Annotated in this window: 14 protein-coding genes; 2 read left to right on the top strand and 12 right to left on the bottom strand. The window is 49.4% G+C overall.

Annotated elements, in window-relative coordinates; translation table 11 throughout:
* Positions 1–256: 256 nt before the first annotated feature.
* From ACSAZK_RS14720 to cofE, 6 genes are all read right to left on the bottom strand, one after another.
* Positions 257–2,464 (bottom strand): ATP-dependent DNA helicase, encoded by a 2,208-nt coding sequence (locus ACSAZK_RS14720; RefSeq protein ID WP_440954823.1) that lies wholly within the window; start codon positions 2,462–2,464, stop codon positions 257–259.
* Positions 2,465–2,612: 148 nt separating this feature from the next.
* Complete coding sequence (locus ACSAZK_RS14715) at positions 2,613–4,379, bottom strand: ribosome biogenesis/translation initiation ATPase RLI (RefSeq protein WP_440954822.1); 1,767 nt, start codon at positions 4,377–4,379, stop codon at positions 2,613–2,615.
* 396 nt (positions 4,380–4,775) lie between these two features.
* On the bottom strand, positions 4,776–5,201 hold the full coding sequence (locus ACSAZK_RS14710; RefSeq protein WP_440954821.1) for a hypothetical protein: 426 nt from the start codon (positions 5,199–5,201) through the stop codon (positions 4,776–4,778).
* Positions 5,202–5,269: 68 nt separating this feature from the next.
* On the bottom strand, positions 5,270–6,289 hold the full coding sequence (locus ACSAZK_RS14705) for an MBL fold metallo-hydrolase (protein WP_440954820.1): 1,020 nt from the start codon (positions 6,287–6,289) through the stop codon (positions 5,270–5,272).
* Between the two features lie 274 nt (positions 6,290–6,563).
* A complete protein-coding gene (gene trxA, locus ACSAZK_RS14700; RefSeq protein WP_048180093.1) occupies positions 6,564–6,830 on the bottom strand; it encodes a thioredoxin in 267 nt (88 codons plus the stop codon).
* 306 nt (positions 6,831–7,136) lie between these two features.
* Positions 7,137–7,964, bottom strand: a complete 828-nt coding sequence (cofE, locus tag ACSAZK_RS14695; protein ID WP_440954819.1) for a coenzyme F420-0:L-glutamate ligase — start codon at positions 7,962–7,964, stop codon at positions 7,137–7,139.
* Here cofE and ACSAZK_RS14690 point away from each other — a divergent pair.
* Positions 7,948–8,295 (top strand): hypothetical protein, encoded by a 348-nt coding sequence (locus ACSAZK_RS14690; protein WP_440954818.1) that lies wholly within the window; start codon positions 7,948–7,950, stop codon positions 8,293–8,295. The genes cofE and ACSAZK_RS14690 overlap by 17 nt on opposite strands.
* Here the strand turns inward: ACSAZK_RS14690 and ACSAZK_RS14685 are convergent.
* The 4 genes from ACSAZK_RS14685 to folP form a co-directional block, all read right to left on the bottom strand.
* Positions 8,256–9,068 carry a DUF1638 domain-containing protein gene (locus ACSAZK_RS14685; RefSeq protein WP_440954817.1) on the bottom strand — a complete coding sequence of 271 codons (813 nt, stop codon included), beginning with the start codon at positions 9,066–9,068 and terminating at the stop codon, positions 8,256–8,258. The genes ACSAZK_RS14690 and ACSAZK_RS14685 overlap by 40 nt on opposite strands.
* A 1,099-nt stretch (positions 9,069–10,167) precedes the next feature.
* The gene (locus ACSAZK_RS14680) at positions 10,168–11,046 is read right to left on the bottom strand and encodes a methylenetetrahydrofolate reductase (RefSeq protein WP_440954816.1); all 879 of its coding nucleotides are present in this window, start codon (positions 11,044–11,046) and stop codon (positions 10,168–10,170) included.
* Between the two features lie 24 nt (positions 11,047–11,070).
* A complete protein-coding gene (locus tag ACSAZK_RS14675; RefSeq protein ID WP_440954815.1) occupies positions 11,071–11,685 on the bottom strand; it encodes a methylenetetrahydrofolate reductase C-terminal domain-containing protein in 615 nt (204 codons plus the stop codon).
* Positions 11,686–11,687: 2 nt separating this feature from the next.
* Positions 11,688–12,914 (bottom strand): dihydropteroate synthase, encoded by a 1,227-nt coding sequence (gene folP / locus ACSAZK_RS14670; RefSeq protein ID WP_440954814.1) that lies wholly within the window; start codon positions 12,912–12,914, stop codon positions 11,688–11,690.
* A 498-nt stretch (positions 12,915–13,412) separates the two neighbouring features.
* Here folP and ACSAZK_RS14665 point away from each other — a divergent pair, with 498 nt between their 5' ends.
* Positions 13,413–13,574, top strand: a complete 162-nt coding sequence (locus tag ACSAZK_RS14665) for a hypothetical protein (protein WP_440954813.1) — start codon at positions 13,413–13,415, stop codon at positions 13,572–13,574.
* A gap of 91 nt (positions 13,575–13,665) precedes the next feature.
* Here ACSAZK_RS14665 and ACSAZK_RS14660 read toward each other — a convergent pair whose 3' ends face one another.
* Both ACSAZK_RS14660 and glyA read right to left on the bottom strand, forming a co-directional pair.
* The gene (locus ACSAZK_RS14660; RefSeq protein ID WP_048180111.1) at positions 13,666–14,529 is read right to left on the bottom strand and encodes a bifunctional methylenetetrahydrofolate dehydrogenase/methenyltetrahydrofolate cyclohydrolase; all 864 of its coding nucleotides are present in this window, start codon (positions 14,527–14,529) and stop codon (positions 13,666–13,668) included.
* Positions 14,530–14,556: 27 nt separating this feature from the next.
* Complete coding sequence (gene glyA / locus ACSAZK_RS14655) at positions 14,557–15,795, bottom strand: bifunctional serine hydroxymethyltransferase/L-allo-threonine aldolase (protein ID WP_440954812.1); 1,239 nt, start codon at positions 15,793–15,795, stop codon at positions 14,557–14,559.
* Between the last annotated feature and the right edge of the window lie 118 nt (positions 15,796–15,913).

The following is a 15,913-nucleotide window of genomic DNA, read 5'->3' as shown; positions in this document are numbered from 1 at the left end:
TAAATCCCTGATCTAATTTAATATTTTCACCTCAAAACCCGATAAAACCCTTAAAATCCAGGTGAAAATGAAAAGCGAAAAAAAGAGGGCTTTGTAGAAATCCTAAAATTGAGACAGTATTTGAGCGGAGGAAAGGAAGGAAAAAGGAAAAAATAGGCGAAGAAGAAGAAGAAGAAGAAAAAAGAAAAAATAGGTGAAAAGAGGAGCGGAGTGGACGGAAATTTTGGAAATTTCGAACGGACTTCAGACTATCAATTCAAAAATCGTTGAAAGTTTTCTGTCCCGCTCCGGCCTTTTCTTCCCCGGCCTCCGGCAGCTGCAATTCAGCAGAGAACTCCGTGCCGGCAGCATCATCCCTGCCAAGCTGCCTGAAAATCCTTTCCGCAATCTTCGGGCCGACAACCGCAGCTACAGCCTCCGGGGCTGCCCCTGAGAGGTCTGCAAGAGACCTGAACCCCGCCCTGTAGAGTTTTCTTGCCCTGACACGCCCTATGCCCTTCATGTCGAGCAGTTCCATCAATTCGGGGCCTGCTCCGTAGTGGACCCTCATTTCAAGTTCTGCGGCTTTTTCAGCCCCCTTCAGCTCAAGGAGCCGGGCAAGCTGGGTGACCACGTGCATGATCCACTCGGCAATATCCGCAATTGCCCGTATGTCCCCTTCCCCGACCCCGAACTTTGAACAGAGCTCGTTTTCAGGCTTTTCCCGGATCCATTCCAGAAGCAGGAGCGCGGTCTTTACCTCCTGCAAAAACCACTCGTACTCCACCATATCAAAGGAGTTCGGGACTTTCACGAACTCCTCCGAATGAGTCATGGCAAAATCGTTGATCCCTTCGTAGTCCGAACTCCGCATGTAAAGCAGGCGCATGTCCGGCGTGCTGCAGATAAGGTGCAGCAGGGTAAGGTCGGTCAGGGAACCCCCTGCCTCTCTCAGGCCTTTTACGACGACTGCTGCCGAGAGGGGGTCAATATAAAGCCTTGAGACCAGTTTCCCGAACATCGTGGGGACGAGTTCTTCGGCTTCCTCGAGCATGCCCTCAAGCGTCAGGAAGTGCAGGCACTCATCCACAACCGTAGAGAGCCCAAAATTCGAGTACTGGAAAGCAAAGAAGGTCGCCTCCAGGAAGTCCATGAGCTCTTCCTTCGTATGGGCAAACCCGTTTGCAATCGTGGAAAGCACGTGGGTCCTGAGGGCATTTTCGGTCCCGAGCTTGGACCAGATATCCTCAGCCCCGGCCTCGATATAACGCTCAAAAAGATTCCCAAGCTCCTCATTCGACTTTGCGAGAAGTACGGCTTCCCCGTAAGGGTCAAGCCTCGGCCTTCCTGCCCTGCCCGCCATCTGTTTGTACTCGAGAGCAGGTATAGGCTGCATGCCATCTTGAGAAGAATAGCGCCGGTAGCTTCGAATAACCACCCTCCGGGCAGGCAGGTTCAGCCCCGCAGCCAGGGTGGGGGTGCTTGAGATCATCTTGATCCGGCCTGCCCTGAAACCCTCTTCCACAAGCTCCCTTGAAGCCGAAGTCAACCCTGCATGGTGGAAAGCTGTCCCGGCCCGGATACAGGCCGCAAGGGTGACCGCGGTATCAGTCTCGCTGTTTTCCAGAACCTCGTCGGCAATCCCGGCAAGTAAGTCCCTGTCTTCCGCAGAGAGGGCCTTTTTGACTTTCGGAGCTGCTTTTTTTGCAAAACCCATGCAGTTCTTCCGGCTGCTCTCAAAAACCAGGCACTGCCCTCCTTCCCGGAGGGTATCCAGCACAAGGTTCACAGCCTCGTCCTTTGTGGGCTGTTCAATAGCCCTGTCCAGACCCTTAAAGTATAAAGTCCCGTTAAGCAAAACCCCCTCCCTGAGGTCGGTAGGCCTCCAATCACTAAGCACAAGCCCGGCATCCAGCCATGCAGAAAGCTCGTCAGCATTCCCGACCGTAGCCGAAAGCGCCAGGATCTGGCAGGAGGGGTTCATCCTCCTGAGCTTTGCAAGGGTTACTTCAAGAGTAGGCCCCCGGTTCGCCGAATCGATCAGGTGGACCTCGTCAGCCACAACAACTGAAATCTCCCGCATCCAGGCCGTATCGTTCCTCAGGAGGGAGTCAGTCTTCTCGGACGTCGCCACGATAATGTCATTTACTCCAAGCCCCTCGTCCCGCCGGTCATAGTCCCCGGTAGAAATCCCTACCCTGACCCCGAGTTTTGAAAACTCCCGGAAACGCCTGAACTTCTCGGAGGCAAGTGCCCGGAGAGGCACGATATAAAGCGCCTTTCCCCCCGAAAGTACCGCCTTTAACATGGCAAGCTCTGCAAGCAAAGTCTTTCCTGACGCCGTAGGGATTGCCGCAAGCAAGTTCCTTCCTTCAAGCAGACCCTTTTCCACAGCTTCCGCCTGCGGAGGGTAAAGCCCCTCAATTCCGGAATCCAGGTAAAATTTCTTTACTTCATCTGGAAGGTCGAGACACTCGATTTTCATTAAAGACCAGAAACTCCCGCATTCGATAAAAAATTATTTTGAAAAAGTAATCCAGGGCAGAAATAAAAGTCCGCCCGTACGAATCCACCCTTAAAAGCCAGTCCATACAGGTCCGCCCATAGAAAGCAAAAGAGCGGAATTTGGACGATTAGTCAGTCGCCGCATAGTAGTAGTTGCCGCTTTCCTTCTGTTCCCGGTCAAGCCTTGAACCCAGGTTATTCACACGGGGACGTCTGGTTTCTTCGTCCCGGCGGAAAGTGATCCCGAGGTTTTCCAGGAAGCGGTTCATACCGTTCTCCATGCTGAAGGGGCCGTGAGCTTCACCGTAGACCGAGGGCTCACCTTCGAAGACCAGGAGGCGCTGGCTGAGCATGTCGATCATATAGATATCGTGGTCGACGACCATGGCTGTCTTCTGGTTGTTTTCGGCAAAGCGGTTCAGGACCCTCGTGACCATGGAGCGCTGTTCCACGTCCAGGTGGGCACTCGGCTCATCGAGGATGTAGAGGTCGGCATCCCTGGAAAGGCAGGCAGCAATCGCTACCCTCTGCAGTTCCCCTCCACTCAGGTCCGTTAACATGTGATCATAGAGTTTTTCAAGCTGCAGGGGCTTTGCAATTTCCACTTCGTAGTAGCTGGTCCCGAACTGTCTTGAAATGCCCCGCAGAAAATCCTGTACCCGCATCTGGATATCGGCTTTAATGTACTGAGGCTTGTAGGAGATCTTGACATCGATGTTGGGGTCCCCCTCATCGGGTTTGATTTCCCCGGCAAGGATTTTCACGAAAGTGGACTTCCCGATCCCGTTCGGCCCAACAATGCCGAGCACCTCGCCATCCCTGAGGTTTCCGCCGGTTGCTTTCAGGGAAAAGCCTTCCCCGTACTGTTTGGAAAAACCACCAAAAGAGACCCTGGAAGCAAACTCGCGAGTATCCGTCGGGGGGTGGACCTCAAACTTGATGGCCTCAGGCCTGATCCGGATGTTTTCTTCAGGGAGGAAGCCCTTAAGGTACTGGTTTATCCCCACACGCACGCTCTTTGGGTGAGTGATCACACCGAACCCACCGGGTTCACCGTAAGCAAGGTGGATTGCGTCGGTGAGCAGGTCCAGGATCGCAAGGTCGTGTTCGACCACGAGCACGGCCTTCTCCTTCGAGAGTTCCTGAATCAAGCGGGCTACCTTGATCCTCTGGTGGATGTCCAGGTAGGGGCTGATCTCGTCAAAGAAATAGAAATGGGAGTCCCTGGCCGCACAGGCTGCAATCGCAACCCTCTGCAATTCCCCGCCGCTCAATTCCGAGATCTTGCGGTCCATTACGCCGCGGAGTTCCAGGTAGTCTACCAGTTCATTGAGTACTCCTCGTTCATCGGTCTTCCCGAGGAGCTCGGAGGTCTTTCCTTTGAAGGCTTTCGGGATCAGGTCCACGTACTGGGGCTTCTGGGAGATCCTGAACTTCCCGGAAACCACGTCCCTGAAATAATCATAAAGAGCCGTGCCCGCATAGTGTTCGAGCACAGTATCCCAGTCCCCGGTCTCCTCCCCAAAGTTCGGGACCAGGGCTCCTGAAAGGATCTGGACCGAAGTACTCTTCCCTATCCCGTTAGGCCCGAGAATCCCGGTCACCTTCCCGGCCCGCGGCACAGGAAGCCCGAAGAGGGCAAAGCCGTTTGTCCCGTACCTGTGAGTGGGCTCCTGCAGAGCTTCCGGCAGCCCTATGATCATGATGGCGTCAAAGGGACACTTGTTTATGCATATCCCGCAGCCCACGCAGAGTTCTTCGGAGATGACCGGTTTTCCGTCGTCCCCGAAAACAATGGTTTCGTCCCCTGTCCGGACCCTGGGACAATACTTTTCGCACTCCTTGCTGCACCTTCTGGGCTGACACCTGTCCTTATTGAGTATTGCTATTCGCATGATTATCCCCGAAAATAACGTTTTACATGTAACGGTTTCCTGATTTATATGAGATGATTACAATTCTTGAGAGACATTTGAGAGGTATTACAATTCTTGAGAGATATTACAGTGTATGACTACAACGTTTATGAGCTGTTTATGAACCGCTTTATAAGTATGTATGAATTGTTTCTGAGCGGCTAATAGCGCTCATGAAATGCCTGCCCTGCTTTATAAGTCTTTATCAAGCAGTTTTATCCTGTTGTATCCTGAAACCCCGGCCTTGCCTGAACACCGAAACCTGACCAAAAACCGAAAACAATGAGAGAAGAATGATAAAAAGGCTACAAAAGGATCAGGTAAAAAGACCTTTTCCGGGAAAAGGCCTTTTGAAGTTCAGGAAAAAAGAACTTTTCAGTTCAGGAGCAAAGTCCAGGTCACAAGGAAGAAGTCCAGGACAATGAATTCCACGTAAAACCAGTCCTTGAACTTGAATGCCTTCGTGTCAATCTGGAGCTGCGGGTATATCAACTTCTGGAGGTAGTATGTAAGCACAAAGATAATCGTCAGCAAGGCATACCAGATCCTGTCTTCGCCTGCCCCGTACTGGTAGAAGACTATGAAACCGGCGACAATCCCAAGTAAAGCCGCAACTATTGTTTTTATAATTCCATCCCTGTGAGCTTTTTGCTTTTCTTCCGGGGACATTTCCTTGATAAAGCTCTTTTTCTCAGGGATTTCAGCGCCTTCTGCAACGCCTTCCACGGGTATTTCCATTAATTCTGCGGGTTTTGTCTCTGTAGACTTTAAACCCTTGGACCTTTGGGTTTTCTTACTCAAAGTACGTACTCTCCTGAACGGCCGTTATCTCTTGAAATCCTCAGGGATTCGGCGCGAACTTCCCTGATTTAGACAAATTCATTACTTAAAACATTACCGATCATATCTATGGATATCGAATCGATTCCTATGGAATTTAAATGTTTTGAAAACTTCGCAGGCCTGTTTCCTCCGGGATGGTAGACAAGAGTGACTTCAGGGTCAAGTTTTCGGACCATCTCCTCAAGCCCTGGGGCATCCAGGTGGTCACTGATCCTGATTGTGGGGTAAGGGTAATCCATCCTGCAACTCAACACGTATTTCTTCAGGTGCCAGGGAAGCCTTTTAAGGTCCCAGGGCGGGACTATGAACACACCTTCCTCTCCGGTACAGTCCAGGCCTGCCAGTTCCCCGGAGTCCTCGAGCATGCTCCGGGTAAGCAGCCGGGCCCTAGTATCCATCCGGATCGCCCCGTCGTAGCCAAAACCCCTGAGAAGTTCGACGGCTCTCTGGGCTTTCCCGAACTCATACGCCCCGAAAGCGACTGCCCCGTTTTCGAGAATGGCATTTTTCAAACTTTCCAGGTCATCCGTAAAATGGCAGCCGGGGTCTTCCGGATCCCCGTAATTCGCCTCCGTAACAAGCACGTCGCAGGAGGGAAGCCGGCTTGCGTCCTTGACGTCCCCGGTTACCAGGATCTTCGTCCCGACATCGTTTTCCCAGTAAAAAGCCGTTGCCCCGGCAGTATGTTCCGTTGGGAAAGTCTTTATCCTGACTCCTTCCAGCTCAAAATCATCCCCGAGCTTGAAAGTCTGTCCCTTATATTCCCTGTCATGCCTTATCTCAAGAGCTTTTGCCGTTTTTTCCGAACAGAGGGCGCGCTCCGAGAGCATCGCTGACTTGCCGTGATGGTCGGAATGAGCGTGAGTAATCAGGTAAGCGTCGGGCTGAGGATACTTATTTGGGGTCCTTGTCGTGTCAACGGAAAACATGCGCAGCCCCCCTGCATCATCCCTGAAGCGAAGGGAGACATGGGGTTTGAAATTCCCGCGGGAATTCCTCTGCCGCAGCGCCAGGACACCAAGGTCTATCAACTTTTTAGAAATCAAACCAATCCTGAGGGAATTAGCTTAAAGGTATTTACATTTTTTCGATGAGACAGGAAAAGAAAGAAATGAACCAAAACAAAGCAAACAGACTAAAAAAACAAAAAACCTAAAAAAACAAACAAATTTGAAAATCCACCGAGCCTCCGGCTGTGGAGAAACTGACAGGGAAAGATTTCTGGAAACTGTTCAATTGAAAAATCCAGCGTTTTTAATCAAAAAGTTACGGTCCCGGGTTCACTGAGAGCCCCGGGCGCCTTTTGTCGGGAAACAGGAATCAAAGCACTTTATCAATCTCGGCGGCCAGGACACTGCCCTGGGTTACTCCCATGTAGCGCTTAATCTCGACCCCGTCTTTCTCAATGATAAGCGTCGGAACAGCATGGATGCCGTATTTTGTAGCAAGTTCCTGGTTTTCATCCACATCGATAACTTTGAACTCGACCTTGTCCGCATACTGCTTTTCGAGTTCTTCAAGAATTGGTTTTTGCATCCTGCAAGGTCCACACCATGTTGCGGAAAAGTCCAATATCACTGGTTTCATAAAATCACCTGCATACCTTAAAGCTTCTTATTAGCTTTTGATGTTCTTCTATCGATCCACGCCTGACAGCCGGACAAAGCTCCGCACCCGTGAAGCCAGTACGAAAAAATTACCCGGGAACCCAATCCTGAATCGTAAACGAAAGCTGTAAGATGAGATATTAAATACAGGGTCGGGGATCAATTAGTATATATTATCTCCGAGCATATATAATGCTTATCTTGGAAGTCAGAACCCTTATTATCAACATATCCGGAAAAGGAAGCCCTTCAGGCTTTTTTTAGCCGACCCGAAATATAAAAATATTCATTTGCTTTCCGGGTTTTGTCCCTGTTTTTGACTCTCTTCTTTCCTTCCACGAGCTTTGATGACATTTCCAAAGTACATGCAGCCTTCCATGGAAATCTTCGGCATTTCGGGAGACTCGTCGATAAGCTTTGCAGGAGCTCCCCTGATAAGCACGCAGGGCACCATTTCCCCGCCCTCCCCCATAAGGAGTTCCGCAGCCGAAACAAGGTTATCAGCCACTGCTTTGTGCGTTATATGAAGGGGTTTCCCGAAGATATCAAAAGCACCTCTTGCATCTTCCACGGACACGAAGCCGGAAACTCCCAGCGCAAGCCCTGTGCAGCCGAGCCTCAGGGGCTGGGTCCTGCTGTCCCCGACAATAACCCCCAGCCGACAAGAATAACGTTCTTCGAGCCGTTTACGGATATTTTCGGCACTCTTTCGCGGGTCTTCGGGCAGGAGGACAACGTGCCCTTCCGGGGCATTGGAAGCATCGATCCCTGCGTTAGGAGCAAGAATCCCCTTCGTGATGGTAAGGGCGGCTCCGGGCACTCCTCCGAAAATTTCATCGCACTCCCGGATCACGAGTTCCATTTCCCTGGGATCAAGCTCGTATTCTTCTCCCAGAGCCACCGCTCTTTCCCCTGGCTTTATCTGCTCAAGTTCCACGACCCGGTTTTCCGAAGTGGCAACCGCAGATTCGGCCAGTACGAAAATATCCCCTTCAAGGGGTTCAACGCAGGCTTCTTTCAGCGCAGCTTCCAGTATCTGCACAACATCGTCCCCGGCCCTTATAATCGGGGTCTTAATTCCGAACATCTGGATGGAATTGAGTTCTGAGTTCATTTTACTGCCTTTGAAAACCAATAATTTATCTTCAATATCCGGAACCAAAAAACGGAGTAAAAGGAGGTCCCAGCCTAAAATAAGGGAAGTTGTTGATAAATGTATCCAAAACTTCAAAAAACCATCAGGAAAAAGTTGGTCTGAAAGGAAAAATCAAAGGAAAAAGAAAATCAAAGGACAACGGAAAAAAATCAAGGAAAAAGGAAAAACCGGCAAAAAAGTAGAAAAGAGAAAACCGGTAAAAAAGGAAAAAAGTAGAAAAGAAAAACCCGACATAAAGAAATTACGGGTTCAGGCCGGGTACATAACCGCAGTTTTCAGTTCACTGTAACAACGTTCAAAAATTTCCAGGTCAGCTTCGATTTCCCTGACATCCAAGCCGTAGTAGTCAGCAAATTCATAAACCTTTGAGTGGAAGTCGTGCTGGTAACTCAGCCCGGTATTGATTTTTGCGACCTGGGTATACTTTGAGACCCTGAATACCATCCTCGATTCTTCCAGGAGCTCAAGGCTCCGGGCAAACCCGTTTGCAACGACCATATCCTCCCACTTGGCAGCCCACATAGGGGTGAGCATGAAGGTCCGGTTCCCTTCAAGACTCTTCACGACTTCTATGAAAGAAGTTTTTCCTCCCAGGGTTGCGCAGACGCAGTCGTCAACAATGTTGCCCTCGCTGTCCTTCAGGGTAATAACAGGGCAGTTCAGGTGCTCGAAATCGGCTTCAATGTCCTTAAGCAGGTTTCCGCAAAGCCCGTAAAGGAGGAGCAAGCCGTCCGAAAACAGGGACATCCTGAGGATGGCATCGTATACGTTCATTTTCAGCCTTTTGCGCCTCTTATTCATGCCCACTATTTCGAGAATGTTCAGCACAAGGACCACACCTTCAGTATTTTCCAGATGAAGTTCCCTGAAAAACCTGTGCTCATCCACATTTACGAGATTTACTTCCCTGAAGGGACAGCCGATTTTTTCAAGTTTTCGAACAATACCTCCTGAATTTTCGTTTTTAATTATGATGACCTTGCTAACCTCCCTATCATGTTCCACAAGGTGGACGATCTCATCCTCAAAAATATTGCATGATATTATACCCATTACCTGCATTGTAGCCTCCTCCCGGAGTCCCGCAAGTCCTGCGGAGAAACTCCGGATCCTCTACATCCAATCTCCTCTAAACCCAATCTTCCTTAAATTCCGATATCAACGCAACGCCTTCTGGTAGCCAGGCCAACATTAATCGACCAAAAATGCCCAATAAAAGATACGGACAGGCAAAATAAGAGTTAAAAGATGTCAGATAAAGTCTGTCCGAAAAAATTTTTCTTCAGAAAAACCCTGCTTAACAAACCATCTCCCTTACACCGGATAGATTAAGAAACAGATATACTGAGGAATCGGGAATATCAGACATGTAAGCCCAAAAACCGCAAGGAAGCCTGAAAACCGGAATGAGCATTTCCGAAAGGCTTTCCTCCCCGGACACACAGAAATAATAATTATACGCTTTGCATCGGAGTCTGTGTTCTGGAAACATCAGGAATCACAGCTTGCAATAATCAGGTTTTCAAATTCGTTTTCTCGATGTCTGCAAAACTTAAGGCTTCGGGGGTTCCATTTTAAAGTGGCAAAAAAGCCATTTTCCACCAGGGTATATCTTAGCTGCAGAAACTTTATTTAAGACCGGTATCCTGCAGGCCTGACCAAACTCCCGGTACGCTAACAGGACCTCTATTTAGCTTTTTCTAGCAACTCCAAAGCCCGGGAAAGGGTGTGAACACATTTCCCGATATCCTGCCTTTCTACTACAAATTCACCTGTAACAGTCTGCAGGTGTAAATTATAGAGTTCACAGCCTCAATATGATATATGCTGCAGAACTACTTAAAAAGAGATTAAATACATCATATGAAAACTTATATAAGCAAAAACTTTTGAGGAATAGACCAGAGGTTAACAGGGAAACATGTGTTAAATTTATCCGATGTTAACGCCGTAAAATGTAAGCCTGTAACCCAACTTTATGGAGTGGAAATACATAGATAGGGCCCTCCGGCCCAACTCCTGACTTTACTTTCTTGAAGCCACATCCCACTGTGTAAAGATTACCTTCTTGAAGCCACGGTTAACGAGGTAATGATACGGAGGCCGTACCTTCCGGAATACTTCCCGGTTTCTTAGGGGTTACTTTCGGAATTCTTCGAAGTTACTTCCGGGAAATTCCTGCCATGGAAAGCAAACGGCGAGTATTCTTATGAGACCCGATGGGCATAATATGAACGCCACGACACAATTTTGTAAGCTCCTTTATGGTCTCGGAGGCTATGGAGAAACCTTCATCGGCAGGGTCAGGGGCGGTTTTCAGACGGGAAAGGATCTCTTCAGGGACATGTATTCCCGAGATATGTTCGTTCATGTACTCAGCCATCCTCAGGGACTTAAGGGGGATGAGGCCGGCAAGGATAGGGACTTCCAGATGGGCTGTTGATTCCACAAACTCCTCAAACATTCCCACATCGTAGACTGCCTGAGTCTGGATAAAATCGGCTCCGCGACTGACCTTTTTTTCAAGTTTTATGAGCTGCAGGACCTCTTGAGGGTTTATGCCGGAAACCGCACCCATACAGAAGGAAGTCCCTCCGTCCAGCCTATTTCCTGCTAAATCGATCCCTTTGTCAAGTTTTCGAACAAGCTCCAGAAGCTGTACTGAATCGAGGTCATACACGGGTTTAGAGCCCGGGTGGTCTCCGCAGGAGGGAAAGTCCCCTGTCATAACACAGACGTTCCTTAATCCGAGGGCATATGCACCCAGAAGGTCGGACTGGAGCCCGATCCTGTTCCTGTCCCTGCAGGTGAGCTGCATGATTACCTCATGCCCTTCATCAAGCAGGAGCTTGCTGAAAGCCAGGGAACTCATATGCATGATGGAACACTGGTTATCTGTGACGTTCAGGGCATCTGCAAGGCCCTTTAACTGGCTGGCGTCTTCCAGGGGGGCGGATACGTTCGTACCTTTCGGAGGGGAAATTTCAGCAGTAACCAGAAATTTACTGGAATTCAGTTTTTCTCTAAAATTAAAAAGCATTAAATAAGTATATTAGAAATGAAATTATTTAAAAGCATGCTCTTTTGGGGCATGTATAACATAAAGAAGATCAAGTCTGTTTATTTTCTTTAAACGTTCATAGATCAGAGCCCAGACGCAGTCATTTTCACTATTAACTTCACACTTCCCTGCAACTGACCCTCCGCAAGGCCCGTTCAAAAGCCCCTTGGGACACTGGGATTTCGGGCACAGACCTCCGAACTCCCCGACCGTGCAGTCTCCACACATAATGCACTGGTTGGTAAGAAGTTTCCCGCTGCTAGATCCGCCGAGGGAAAGCGTATTATTCGAGCCGTACACAGGAAGGTCCACCACATTAGCTGTAGCGGAAACCCCGCTTCCGCAGCCCATTACAAGGATGCAGCGAGCCTCTTTGATCAACTCGTTTTTCTCGACAAGGGATTCATAAGACCGGATACTGCAGGCTGCAGTGGGAAGAGCCCAGCCCACTACATGCTTTCCGTGCTCTTCCAGCTGACGGCACATGGCAAGGACTTCCGGTTCTCCTCCGGTCTTCAGCTTTGCGGCACATACATTGCATCCGATTATAAAGACATCGTCTTCATCCTTTAATATTTCAAGGATCTCTTCAAGGGGTTTTGCTGAAGTTATGATCATGTTTACCTCGAATATCGATAGTCCAGGTCACTCCTGTTTGCGATACATTCACGTAACATTCCTGCAATAAGGGGAAGGGAGCGGGCCTGTCCCTCCAGTTTCCGGGCCAGGCGTTCGAGTTGCAGCAAGGTTCCCATCACAAGGACATCTGTCGTCTCCGTTTCATGGGAAACCGCATCACGAGTAAGGGCAGCGTCGCCTCCCCGCGCAAGTAACTCCTGTTTTATAATCAGGGCCTCGGTTGTGGTGAGGTTCCTGATCCTTAGTACCAGGTGGACACTTTTGTCCCGCATCACCTGCGAGCCTACTCCGGTAGCTCCCAGCTTTTGCATTACCAGAGAAGCATCCTGAGGAGTCTTGATTTCAACCACTGAAACCTCATACAGGGCTTCCTTTACCAGGCTGGACCGGCTCCTCAAAGCCCCTGCGACCTTCACGGCGTCCACGGTCTCGGGTACATCGTGCGTACGGATGATGTGAGCTCCCTTGTAGACCGCAATTGCTGCAGCAGCCAGGCTCCCGTAGAGCCTTTCAGGCGCGGGTTTTTCCAACACCTCTCCGATGAAGGATTTTCTTGAGAGGGCAGCTAGAAGAGGTTTTTCGAAGATTTTCAGGCGATCGAAATCGTCAAGGGTTTCAAAGTCATAGAAAGAAAGTTTTTCTTCGGTCCACCTGCCTATTGCAGGATCAAGGATCAGGCCGTTCGGGTCAATTCCCCCGGCTTCGGCAGCCCGTATAATAGAATCAAGCTCTGAGATAATCGCATCCATCCCCAGAGGGTCTCCCGGAACCTTTTCCGAAGCCATCACCACAGCAGGACAGCCGTGGTCTGCTACAACCCTTATCATATCCGGGTCGATGGTAAAGCCTGAAACGTCGTTGACGAGGTCAGCTCCCCGCCTGAGAGTTTCTTCTGCGATTTCCGAAAACATCGTGTCCACGGAGATCACCGCGTCCACATTCCCATCCAGAACTTCCAGGACAGGCAAGAGCCGTTTCAGTTCTTCGGCCTTGCTGATAGGCTCTGAAAACCTCCAGGTAGAACGGGCTCCCACATCCAGGAAAGTGGCTCCGTCCTCGACCATTTTCCGGGCAATTTCGAGCACTGAGTCGGGGGCAACCACCGAACCTTTGAAGAAAGATTCGGGACTCAGGTTAATTACACCCATCACATGCGCAGGGTATTGGTCTCCAACTTTCAGACCGCAGATAGTAGTATCAACAACCATTTTTGACAACCAGATTAAATAGATTTCAATTGTAATACTCAAAGACATGCTTCCCGGAAAAAACACCTTGTTTCCGGCACCCGGCGAAGCCCGAATAGAGGAGAAAACTCAGCAGGGTTTGAAGGCCGGTAGTCCGGGCTCCTGACAGATTAGAAGTTCCGGAAAGAACATTCGGATACAACATGAAGGGGTGTGGAAATTTCAGGGGAAGCCGGGAATGGCAGGTAGGGATTCTTACTATTTATGTTAATATCAGCATGTTATTATTGGCATAAATATCAGCATATATTGGTAGGGGCTTTTATCAAAAGCGAATTATAAGTCGCAATGTTAAGAATGATTTTAATCACTTTATATGAATATTTATTATTAGAGTTATGCGGAACTATGTTATAGTAGGTTTCAATAATACATAAAAATATTGATGTGTACGATTAATTTAACACAATTAGGAAAGTCGACCCAGGAATTCCCCCCCCCGATATCCCGGAGAAGCGAATGATAGAGAAAGAAAGTAAACGAAAAACAAGGGAAAAACAAGAAGCAAAGGAAAAAATGAGAAAAGGAAAAAACGAGAAAAGGAAAAAACGAGAAGCAAAGAAAAAGAAGAAACAAGGGAAAAACGAGAAAAGGGAAAAACGAGAAGCAAAGAAAAAATGAGAAAAAGGAAAAACGAGAAGCAAAGGAAAAAATAAGAAAAAAAATGTGGAAAATCCCCCGGGACTGGGGGAAAAATATCAAAAAATGGTTTTTAGAGGCTCTTTTCCGCACACATAAGCACATGTCTCATGAGCATTGCGATGGTCATTGGACCCACGCCGCCGGGTACGGGGGTGATAAGTGAAGCCTTCTTGATGACGTTTTCAAAGTCCACATCTCCGTATACGCCATCTTCTTCCTTGGTGATGCCCACATCGAAAATCACAGCACCTTCTTTTACCATATCGGCCTTAATCAGATGCTTGACCCCGACTGCAACGACAAGGATGTCGGCTTCCAGGGTGTATTTTTTCAGATCATCGGTGTAGACGTGGCAGACCGAAACCGTGGCATTCCTGTTCAGGAGCATGGCAGCCATAGGTTTTCCGACCACATTGCTGTGCCCGACAATAACCGCATTCTTTCCCTGGACCGGAACGTTGTATTCTTCTAGAGCCCGGATGACCCCATAGGGAGTGCAGGGCACAAGTCCCTCATCCCCGATCATGAGCTTGCCCATGTTATAGGGGTGGAAACCGTCTGCGTCCTTGGCAGGGTCTATGGCTTCCATTGCGCTCTGGGGAGAAAGCTGGGGAGGGAGCGGGAGCTGGAGCAGGATTGCGTGCACGTCTTTGTTTTCGTTCAGGCTTTTGATCAGGCCCAGGAGATCTCCCTGGCTGGCATCCGCGGGCAGCAGGTAGTCTTCAGCCCTGATCCCGACCCTGTCACAGGCTTTGTGCTTGAGGCGGACGTACATCTTGGAAGCGGGGTCGTCGCCTACGAGGATGGTGGCAAGCCCCGGGGTAATCCCCCTGCCACTTTCCAGGTCCTCGACCCCTGTCCTTACTTCTTCTTCGACAAGCTGTGCAAGAGCTTTTCCGTCTATGATTCTTGATTCATAGCTTTCGACTGACATGGAATGAAACACCCAAAACCTCTTAGATTAGCGGTAGACAGGGAACTGTGCGCAGAGTTCCTTCACCTTGCCGCTTATTTCCGACAAGAGCTGTTCGTTTTCAGCATTCTTGACTGCAGCTTCGATATAGTCGGCAATTAGTTCCATTTCCTTTTCCTTCATACCCCTTGTGGTACAGGAAGGGGCACCGAGCCGGACTCCACTGGTGACAAAGGGACTGCGGGTTTCGAAGGGCACGGTGTTCTTGTTGGCAATGATCCCGGCTTTGCTCATGGCCGCCTCTGCGTCCTTGCCGGTAATGTCCAGGTTGTTCAGGTTAACGAGCATGAGGTGGTTGTCGGTTCCGCCGGAAACAAGGTCAAAGCCTTTTTCCTTCAGGCAGGAACAAAGAGCTGCCGCGTTCTTTACCGTCTGGACCTGGTCCTGCTTGAACTCCTCACTCATGGCTTCCTTGAAAGCCACTGCCTTGGCAGCGATAATGTGCATAAGAGGCCCACCCTGAATACCCGGGAAGACTGCTTTATTTACCGCCTTTGCAAGTTCCTCATCCCTGGAAATGATCATCCCGCCACGGGGACCCCGGAGGGTCTTGTGAGTGGTGGTGGTCACGAAGTCAGCATAGGGCACCGGGCTCTGGTGTACACCGGCAACTACAAGCCCTGCAATGTGAGCGATGTCTGCAAGGAGGTAAGCCCCGACTTCGTCGGCGATTTCCCTGAACTGCTTGAAGTCGATCTCCCTCGGGTACGCTGAGGCCCCGCAGACGATCATGTTCGGCTTCTGTTCCTTTGCCATATTGAGGAGTTCGGCATAGTCCAGCATCTCGGTTTCTTTGTTCACACCGTAGGGCACGATGTTGTAGAGCTTCCCTGAAAAGCTTACGGGACTGCCGTGGGAGAGATGCCCGCCGTGGGAAAGGTTCATGGACATTATGGTGTCGCCCGGCTGCAGCACCGAAAAGTACACTGCCATGTTGGAGCCCGAGCCTGAATGGGGCTGGACGTTGACATATTTTGCCCCGAAAATTTCCTTTGCCCTGGAGATTGCGAGGTTTTCTGCAACGTCCACGAAGTCACAGCCTCCGTAGTAACGCTTGCCTGAATACCCTTCGGCATACTTGTTGGTCATAATCGAGCCCTGGGCCTCCATAACGGCCCTGCTCGCATAATTTTCGGATGCGATCAGGTTAAGCTTGAATTCCTGACGCTCGGCTTCCTTTTCAATAGCCGCTGCAATTTCCGGATCGATTTCTTCTATGTAAGACATGACTGTCACCTGGTTAATCCATGCATTTAATATTTTCTCAAAAGCACAATTCTAAATCAAGATTTTTTTTACTGGCTGTTAAACGGTTAACTTGAAATTACGAATTCTTTGATCGAGT

Origin of the sequence: Methanosarcina sediminis, from assembly GCF_052056915.1 — an archaeon.
Lineage (GTDB): Archaea > Halobacteriota > Methanosarcinia > Methanosarcinales > Methanosarcinaceae > MTP4.
This window is presented reverse-complemented; position numbering and strand designations above follow the sequence as displayed.